Origin of the sequence: Halorhodospira abdelmalekii (assembly GCF_016583625.1) — a bacterium.
Taxonomy (GTDB): Bacteria; Pseudomonadota; Gammaproteobacteria; order Nitrococcales; family Halorhodospiraceae; genus Halorhodospira; species Halorhodospira abdelmalekii.
This window is the reverse complement of the sequence record NZ_NRRN01000044.1, coordinates 18,641-27,422: the sequence shown is the minus strand read 5'-3', so window position 1 is coordinate 27,422 and position 8,782 is coordinate 18,641. Positions and strand designations below refer to the sequence as shown.

Below are 8,782 nucleotides of genomic sequence, written 5' to 3'. Positions count from 1 at the left end.
GGGACTTCAGCCATGGCGTTGTTAGATTTTGAGCGAAAATACCGAGTAAGAGGGGGCACTCTCCTCGGCGGTGACCTGTTTGATTTCTGGGTCGGGCCGTTTTACGTCGGTTTCTTCGGTGTGACGGCGATCTTCTGTGCCGTGTTTGGCGCGTTGATGATCACGCTGAAGGCGGCGATCTCGGAGACCTGGAGCATCCTGCAGTTGGTTTTGGCGCCGCCGAATTTGGACAACGGTTTTGCGTTAGCGCCGTTGGACGAGGGTGGTCTTTGGCAGATTGTAACGGCGTGTGCGATTGGTGCGTTTGTCAGCTGGGCGCTGCGTGAGGTTGAGATCAGCCGCAAGTTGGGTATTGGCTATCACATTCCTGCGGCGTTTGGTGTGGCGATCAGCTTCTTCGTGCTGGCGCAGTTGGGTCGTCCGTTGTTGATGGGCGGCTGGGGGCATGCGTTCCCGTACGGGATCATTGCTCACCTGGACTGGGTCAACAACGTCGGTTACATGAACCTTCACTATCACTACCACTGGGCGCACATGCTGGGTTGTAGCCTGTTCTTTGCGACGGCTTTTGCTCTGGCGTTGCACGGTGGTTTGATTCTTTCGGCGACGAACCCGAAGAAGGGTGAGTGTGTCAAGACGGCGGAGCACGAGAACACGTTCTTCCGTGACTTTGTCGGTTACTCGATTGGCAGCTTGGGCATTCACCGTCTGGGTCTGGCGTTGGCGTTGAGCACGTCGATCTCGTGTATCTTCGGGATTCTGACGACGGGTCCGTTCTGGACGCGCGGATGGCCAGAGTGGTGGTACACGTGGTGGCCGCAAATCCCAATTTGGAACTGGGGGGTAAGCTGATATGGCCGAGTACCAGAACATATTCACCCGTGTTCAGGTTCGGGGACCGGCTGAGCAGGGTTTAGAGGTTCCTGGTGGGAAGTGGAACCGAGTGGGGCGCCCGTACTTTTCTTACTGGTTGGGTAAGATTGGTGATGCTCAGATTGGTCCGGTTTACCTGGGAGCGACCGGTGTTGCGGCGACGGTAGGCTTTCTAGTTTTCTGCCTGATGGTGGGCTGGAACTGGATGGCGGCGGTCGATTACTCGGTTCGCGAGGTCTTCCGTCAGTTTTGGTGGTTGGCGGTCGAGGTTCCGCCGCCGGAGTATGGTCTTCGCATTCCGCCGTTCAATGAGGGCGGTTGGTTTATGTGGGGGCTAGCGATTTGTTCGCTGTCGCTGCTGCTGTGGTGGGCGCGGACGTACATTCGTGCACGTGCTTTGGGCATGGGTACGCATGTGGCGTGGGCGTTTGCTGCGGCGCTGTGGTTCTACTTCATCATTGTGCTGATTCGTCCGATTGCGATTGGTTCGTGGAACGAGAGTTTGCCGATTGGGATGTTTGCGCACTTAGATTGGCTGGTTGCGATCTCTGAGCGTTACGGCAACTTCTACTACAACCCGTTCCACATGCTGTCGATTGCGTTCTGCTTTGGTTCAGCGTTGCTGTTTGCGGCGCACGGTGCGACGATTTTGGCGACCGGTCGTTACAACAGTGAGCGTGAGATTGAGCAGATCACGGACCGTGGTACGGGCTCGGAGCGTGCGGCGCTCTTTTGGCGCTGGACGATGGGCTTCAATGCGACGATGGAGTCGATCCACCGTTGGGGTTACTGGATGGCGATTCTCTGCCCGCTGGTGGCCTCGATTGGTCTGTTCCTCTCGGGGACGGTGATTGAGAGCTGGTATGAGTGGGGGCTGAAGCATAATTTGGTCCCGATTTATGAAGAGCTCGCCGACCCGGCACGGAATCCGGCTGCACAATAGGGGGTAGTGATGATGGAAGGACGTTACCTGACGCGATCGTTAGCGGTAGGGGCGTTGGCAGCCGGCTTCCTGGTAGTGGCTGGTTGTGAGCGTCCGCCGCACGATGCAGAGCAGACGGGGCCGCGGGGTACGGGGATGTATGTTCTCGACAATCCGCGGATTCTGGAGTCGCGTTTAGACCTGCACACGGCGCCGGAGGCGCGTCCGTTGGCCTCTGAGGATGGCCCGCGGGCGGGAGAGGTGTTTGAGAACGTGCAGGCGCTGGCGGACATCAGCGAGGCGCAGTTTTGGCGGATCAAGGAAGAGATGACCGACTGGGTCGCGCCGGATGAGGGTTGCACGTACTGTCACACGGACGATCTGGCCAGTGACGAGAAGTATCAGTACCGGGTTGCCAAGGACATGATCAAGATGAACCGGTATCTGAACGCGAACTGGTCGGAGACGCACCTGGCGTCGACGAACCAGGCGGGTGTGACGTGCTACACCTGTCACCGTGGTGAGCCGATTCCGCCGGCCTCGTGGCACTCGGAGTCGGAGAGTCATCTGAAGACGGGTTTTGGCGACATGCAGTTGCAGAACCTGATCAGCGAGAAGACGGCGTACACGGCGTTGCCGCGTGATGCGCTGGATGCCTTCTTGGTGGATCATCAGACGATTCCGATCCAGGGCAGCACGGGTCTGCGTACGGCGACGACGCCGCGTGGCAAGTCGCTGCACGAGTCTGAGCGTTCGGTGAGCTTGATGATGCACATCAGCTACGCGCTTGATACGGGCTGCACGCTGTGTCACAACGTCAGCCGTTGGGCGAGCTGGGAAGACAGCCCGATTGGCCGTGAGATCGCCTGGCACGGGATCCGGATGGCGCGTGATATCAACGTCAACTGGATGATCCCGCTGACCGATGAGTATCCGGAGGATGCGCTCGGGCCGGCAGGCGATGTGGGCAAGGTCAGCTGTCAGACCTGCCACAACAAGGAGCGTCGTCCGCTCTACGGTGAGGAGTTCTTGGAGCTCTATCCGGAGCTGGTCGGCGATCCCGATCCGGACTTCGACTACCTGCAGTTTGGTGACCTTGGCACCGACCTGCTCAAGGGTAGCCGTTAACGGATAGACCCGACCGTTCGGGTCGAAAAGAACCGGGGGCTCACTTACGAGCCCCCGGTTTTTTTGTGGCCATCAACGCTGCCCTAGGACTTCCTGCCACTCCGGATGTCCGTACTCCTTGGCCAACTCTAAAACCATCGACCGATCGAATTCATCCATCTCGCGAATGAGCGTGACCAGTATCCCTTCGGCTGGTCGGCTGATCCGCTCATCTTCATTGAGCTCGGCGCGAAAGAGCCACTTCAGCCCCTCTCGACGATCGCGGCTGCGCACGGTATACCAATCCCGCTTAATCTTGATCATGCCTTCGTGCTCGTGATCCCGATTGATCTGCAGGTAGAGCTCGGACAGGATCAGCTGTGCGCGCCCATTGCCAGCCTCCGCGGCCTCGCGCAGCACCTCGTAGGCCTTCTCCATATCTTGTTCGGTTCCCAGCCCGCGCGAGTAGGCGTAGGCCAGATCGAAGAGGCCGTCCGGATCGCCCTGCTCGGCGCGCTCAAGACTATCCTGATACGCCTGCTCCGGCGTCAGTTGCTCCTCTTCCTCGCCATTCCCATTGCCGCAACCGCCGGCAAGCACCACTGCAGACGCGCAGAGTGCGCCAAGGAGCCACTTTGATCGCCCCGAAGTAAACATAGACTGCCTCTCCTCCATTGCTGTCCGTTCCGCGCATCCGCCCAAGCCGCCTCGTCTGTTAGAGGCCGCGAAGAGCACCGGCGCCCGCTTGCGCAACCATTTGCAAGTGCTCATCAGTGCTCGACTTCGATCAATCCCTCAGTCGCAAAACCGAGTGCCTTCGCCCGTGCTGTCAATTGCGCCAGAATAGCTGCATCCAACCGCGGCTCACGCGCTAGGATCCACAAATAGTTACGGCTCGGCCCGGTCACCATGGCCCACTGGTAGCCTTCACGATCCAACTCAATCACGTGATAACCGGCGGTGATCGGCCAAAAAAAGGTCACAGCAAGACTTGCGACCGTTGGCTCGCGCTGAAAGACCGCGTACCCTTCGATCGAGCCCCAGCGCCCGCTGCTCGGGGCAAAGGCGCGGTTAACCACCCGAATCTTACCGTCGTCGCGGAGGCTGTATTCGGCGGTGACCTGTGTCGCACCCCGCTCAAAGCCGTGATCGAACCGGTAGACCTCATACCAGCGACCAAGATAGCGCTCTGCGTCAAAGTCGGTGACCGGTTCAATCCCTGCGGGTGGCTCGATATAGCGCTTCGACCACGCGCGTGGCAAGGTGCGTAAAATCCCGAGCAACCCACGCCGTTCGGGGGTGGCAGTCGGTGAAGATCGTGGCTCGTCGGCAGCGGACATAGGCACCCTCTACTTGTAAAATAAGCGCTAGTGTACGGTATGTAGTAAGAGTGAGTCACCCGGGGCGACCCTGGACCACCCTGGGCCACTCCGGGTCGGCTCTGGGCCGCTCCGAGCCACCCTCTCCCCCCCCTGGCGCACCAGGGGCCATTCCAGGCCATGAGACTTAGGTGACTCTAAGGCTTTAAAACGCCTGAACAAGGATTGCCCACGATGCCGACGAACGATCTCTCGCCGAACTCTACCCCCTCGAAACTCGATCGTATCTACCAGCTGCTGGTGCAAGACGAGGATGCACGCGTCTGCAAGGACATCTCTGTAGAGGCGTGCCGGGTGGTTCCGGGCAACTTCTTCCTGCAGATCCTAGCCCATTTCTTCACCAAACTCGGCGATGCCATTGCCAACCCGAAAACGGTGCTGGCGTGGATCTTGAGTGCGCTCTCAGCACCGGGGCTCTTTACCGCCCTTTTGGTGCCGATTCGCGAGTCCGGCTCGCTGATCCCGCAGTTGGTCATTGCCAGCTATGTGCGCAGTCAGGCGCTGCGTAAGTGGGCCTATGTGCTCGGCTGCATCCTGCAAGGGGTGGCGATCGCGGCGATGGCTCTCGTAGCGCTTACCCTCTCCGGGACCGCTGCCGGGCTCGGGATCATCGCCGCTCTAGTGCTCTTTAGCCTGGCCCGCGGTCTCTGTTCGGTCGCCTCTAAAGATGTCCTCGGTAAGACCATCCCGAAGACGCGGCGCGGCCGGGTCAGCGGCTGGTCGGCCTCGCTGGCCGGATTGGTCACCGTTGGGGTCGGCGCCCTGTTGCTCTTCGGCTTGGGTGGTGGCAACGAGAACCTAGGCCTCTACGCCGGCTTGTTACTGCTTGCCGCCCTGCTCTGGGGGCTAGCCGCCATCACCTACGCAACGATCCGCGAGGAGCCGGGAGCGACCAGCGGCGGCGCCAACGCCCTGACGGAGGCGTTCGCGCGCTTGCGTCTATTGATCGACGATGCCCCCTTTCGCCGTTTTGTCATCGCCCGCTCGCTGCTGCTCTGCTCAGCGCTCACAGCGCCCTTTATGGTGATGCTCGCCCATCAGCAGACCGCCGCCGTCGCCGCCCTACTCGGTGCCTTTGTCATCGCCGATGGGCTGGCGAACCTGCTCGCCGCCCCCTTCTGGGGTCGCTTTGCCGATGTCTCGAGCCGGCGTGTGATGGTCTACGCTGGGGCCGCGGCCGCCGCGGCAGGCGCCCTACTCGTCGCCCTAGTCACCTTGATCCCGCCGCTGGCCGGGGTGGCCTGGCTCTATCCGCTCTTTTTCTTCGTCCTCGCCGTAGCGCACGCCGGGGTTCGCCTCGGCCGCCAGACCTACGTCGTCGACCTGGCCGGGGGCAACAAGCGCACCGACTACGTCGCCGTCAGCAACACGGTCATCGGTATCGTCCTGCTGCTAACCGGTATGGTCGGGCTGCTCACGACCGTGCTGCCGGTCAGCGGCATCATCCTGCTGCTCTCGGCGATGGGCTTTGCCGGGGCGTGGCTCTCGGCGAAGTTGCCGGAAGTCACCACAGAGCCGACCGCTTAAGCTGCGGAGTCCGACCACTGCCGATGCGTGTCCTACTCTACAACGAACTGCAGCCCGAAAAGATCCGTGGCTTTGACAAGGTCCGAGAGGCCCTGGAGCTCGGCGATTTCCGGCGTGCCGACGTGCGCAAGATCGACGCTCACCTCTATCGCGCCCGTCTTAACCGCAGTGATCGCCTGCTCTTCACCCTGCGTCGCGTACACGGTGAGGTCTGCTGCCTAATCCTGGAGTACATCCCTAACCACGCCTACGATAAATCGCGTTTTCTCAGCGGCGGCGCCGTTATCGATGACGAGAAGATCCCCGCGATCGAAGACCCAGACGCTCTCGAGGCCTCACCGAGCACTCACCTGAACCCCGCTAAGCCGTACTTCAATCTGCTCGATAAGGCGCTGACCTTCGACGATGAGCAAGAGACGGTCTACGCCACCAACCTGCCCCTGGTGATCATCGGCTCGGCCGGCAGCGGCAAGACCGCCCTCGCCCTTGAGAAGATGAAGCAGTTCCCAGGCGAGGGGCTTTATATCACGCTCTCAGCCCACCTCGTGCAGCACGCCCGGGCGCTCTACTTCGCCAACGCCTACAGCAACGATGCTCAGCAGATCGAATTCCTCTCTTTCAACGAACTCTTGGAGAGCATTCAGATCCCCGAAGGGCGCGAGGTCACTCTCAGTGACTTTCGCGACTGGTTCGAACGCCAACCGCTCGCCCGCACGCTCGGTGCCCCCGATCCGGTCTTCGAGGAGATTCGCGGGGTACTGACCGGCAGCGTCGCCGAACAGCGGCCGTGGCTAACCCGCGCCGAATACCGCGAGCTGGGTATCCGCCAGTCGATCTTCGGCGAGGAGCAACGTGAACAGGTCTACGATCTCTTCGAGCGCTACTTACGCTGGCTGGGCACCGTTTCGCTCTACGATACCAATATCTTGAGCCACCGCTATCGGGAGCGTCTTACTCCGCGCTACGACTTTATCATTGTCGATGAGGTGCAGGATCTGACCTATATCCAGCTCCACCTGATCCTGCGCGCACTGCGCGCCCCCGGGGCGTTTCTACTCTGCGGCGATGCCAATCAGATCGTCCACCCCAACTTTTTCTCCTGGGCACAGATTAAGCAGCTGCTCTTCCACGACGCTCCGCTGCACAGCGGTCAGCAGGTGCTGCATGTGCTCCATAGCAACTACCGCAACGCCCACCTGATCAATGAATTGGCCAATCGCCTGCTAAAAGTCAAACGCGCCCGCTTCGGCGCCATCGACCGGGAGAGCAGCCGCCTCGTCCACAGCACCGGCCTCGACCCAGGGCAGCTGCAGCTGCTGCCCGATACCGCGGCACTCAAACGCGAACTCAACGAGCGCACCGGCCGCTCGGCGCGCGTCGCCGTGCTCGTCATGCATCCGGAGCAAAAGGCAGCCGCCCGTGCCTATTTCGAAACCCCGCTGATCTTCTCCATCCAGGAGGCGAAGGGGATTGAGTACGATAGCGTCATCCTGCTTAACTTCATCAGCGATGAGGCCGAGACGTTCCGCACCATCGCCGCCGGCGTCGCCCCAGCCGACCTTGAGGAGGACGATCTCGCCTACGCCCGTCCACGGGATAAGCGCGATACCTCGCTAACGATCTATAAGTTTTACATCAACGCACTCTACGTCGCGGTCACCCGTGCCGTACGCAAGGTCTACTGGCTTGAGGCGCACACCGATCACCCTCTGCTCGAATTGCTCGGCCTAACTCGCTTCGCCGAAGAGGCCGTCCACGCCGAGACCGAAGATTCGAGCCTAGAACGCTGGCAGCGCGAGGCGCAGCGGCTTGAGTTGCAAGGGAAGAGGGAGCAGGCGAGCGAGATCCGTGAGCGGCTGTTGCAGCAACCACCGCCACCGTGGTCGGTGCTCGATCGCGACGGCTTTACGACGCTGCGCACACGCGCCTTCGAGGCGGGAATCAAAAAGGAGCGTCTGGAGCTGTTCGAGTACGCCCTGCTCCACTGCCACTTGCCGACCACCAGCCGACTCGCCCGCGAGCACTTCGGCCCGGCCCTCCAACCGGAGCAGAAGGCGCTGCAACAAGTCCACCGCAACCATCTACTGAGCTACAGCCATAAGAATATCGACGCCGTACTCAAACAGGTCGAGCGACACGGCACTGAACATCGCACGCGCTACCACCTCACCCCGTTGATGGCTGCCGCCCACATCGGCAATACCGCCTTGATCGGGGCTCTGATGGCGCGCGGCGCCGACCCCGAACAGACCGCCGATCACGGCTTCACGCCGCTGCACTTCGCCCTTGAGCAGGCCTATCTCGATCCGGGGTTCGCCGCCCAGCGCCTCGCCCCGATCTACCGCCATCTGGTGCCGTTGAACCTCTCTATTCAAGTCAACGGACAGCTGCTCAAGCTCGATCGCCTGCAGATGGAGTTTTTCCTCCTGCAATGGCTCAGCGCCCTCTTCTACCGAGGACTCGGCCCACTGCTCGGACACGGCGCCGGCGGCTTCAGCCCGGAGTGGATCAAGCGCTCACTCGCGGTACTGCCCGCGGAGATCTTGCCGGAGTCGTGCAAAGATGCCGATTTCATCGGCGCTGTGCTCGCGAATAATGAGTTTCGCCGTCGGCGTGGCAACAACTACCGCCTCTTTCGCCGCACCACGCAAGACTACTACGTCATCAACCCCGGCGTGCGGCTGCGCACCCGTGATGGCCTAATTGCCTACTACGACCTCTTCCGCCCCGAAGACCTCGACCCCGGTGTAACCCCGCAACGCTTGCAGGATGAAGGCTACGGCAAAGTGCCCGAAACCGACGAGGATCTTGCCGCGCTGCATCGGCAACGCGATCAATACGTCGCCATCTTCCGGACCTGGCTGCGCGAACAGACCCGCACCTGGGCGACCCGCTGAGCCCCCACCACCAAGATGTCCCCTCACTGCTCCTTGACTCCTTCGGTCACTGGTTATTAGACAATCGGCGCGCTGCG

General features: G+C 61.1%; 7 protein-coding genes. 5 read left to right on the top strand and 2 right to left on the bottom strand.

Annotated elements, in window-relative coordinates; all coding sequences use genetic code 11:
- The first annotated feature begins 12 nt into the window (after positions 1–12).
- The 3 genes from pufL to pufC are packed head-to-tail and all read left to right on the top strand — an operon-like array spanning position 13 to position 2,923.
- The gene (pufL, locus tag CKO15_RS10650; protein ID WP_200196009.1) at positions 13–852 is read left to right on the top strand and encodes a photosynthetic reaction center subunit L; all 840 of its coding nucleotides are present in this window, start codon (positions 13–15) and stop codon (positions 850–852) included.
- Position 853: 1 nt separating this feature from the next.
- Positions 854–1,816 (top strand): photosynthetic reaction center subunit M, encoded by a 963-nt coding sequence (gene pufM, locus CKO15_RS10645; RefSeq protein WP_200195999.1) that lies wholly within the window; start codon positions 854–856, stop codon positions 1,814–1,816.
- Positions 1,817–1,825: 9 nt separating this feature from the next.
- Complete coding sequence (gene pufC, locus CKO15_RS10640; protein WP_200195997.1) at positions 1,826–2,923, top strand: photosynthetic reaction center cytochrome PufC; 1,098 nt, start codon at positions 1,826–1,828, stop codon at positions 2,921–2,923.
- Positions 2,924–2,995: 72 nt separating this feature from the next.
- Here pufC and CKO15_RS10635 read toward each other — a convergent pair whose 3' ends face one another.
- Both CKO15_RS10635 and CKO15_RS10630 read right to left on the bottom strand, forming a co-directional pair.
- Positions 2,996–3,559 (bottom strand): tetratricopeptide repeat protein, encoded by a 564-nt coding sequence (locus CKO15_RS10635; RefSeq protein WP_200195995.1) that lies wholly within the window; start codon positions 3,557–3,559, stop codon positions 2,996–2,998.
- Positions 3,560–3,672: 113 nt separating this feature from the next.
- Positions 3,673–4,242, bottom strand: coding sequence for a lipocalin family protein (locus CKO15_RS10630; protein ID WP_200195993.1), 570 nt, complete (start codon positions 4,240–4,242; stop codon positions 3,673–3,675).
- Positions 4,243–4,455: 213 nt separating this feature from the next.
- Here CKO15_RS10630 and CKO15_RS10625 point away from each other — a divergent pair, with 213 nt between their 5' ends.
- Together CKO15_RS10625 and CKO15_RS10620 are read left to right on the top strand one after the other, a co-directional pair.
- Positions 4,456–5,808: an MFS transporter gene (locus CKO15_RS10625; protein ID WP_200195991.1), complete on the top strand. Its 1,353-nt coding sequence runs from the start codon at positions 4,456–4,458 to the stop codon at positions 5,806–5,808.
- Between the two features lie 23 nt (positions 5,809–5,831).
- Positions 5,832–8,705: a UvrD-helicase domain-containing protein gene (locus CKO15_RS10620; protein WP_200195989.1), complete on the top strand. Its 2,874-nt coding sequence runs from the start codon at positions 5,832–5,834 to the stop codon at positions 8,703–8,705.
- Positions 8,706–8,782 lie beyond the last annotated feature (77 nt).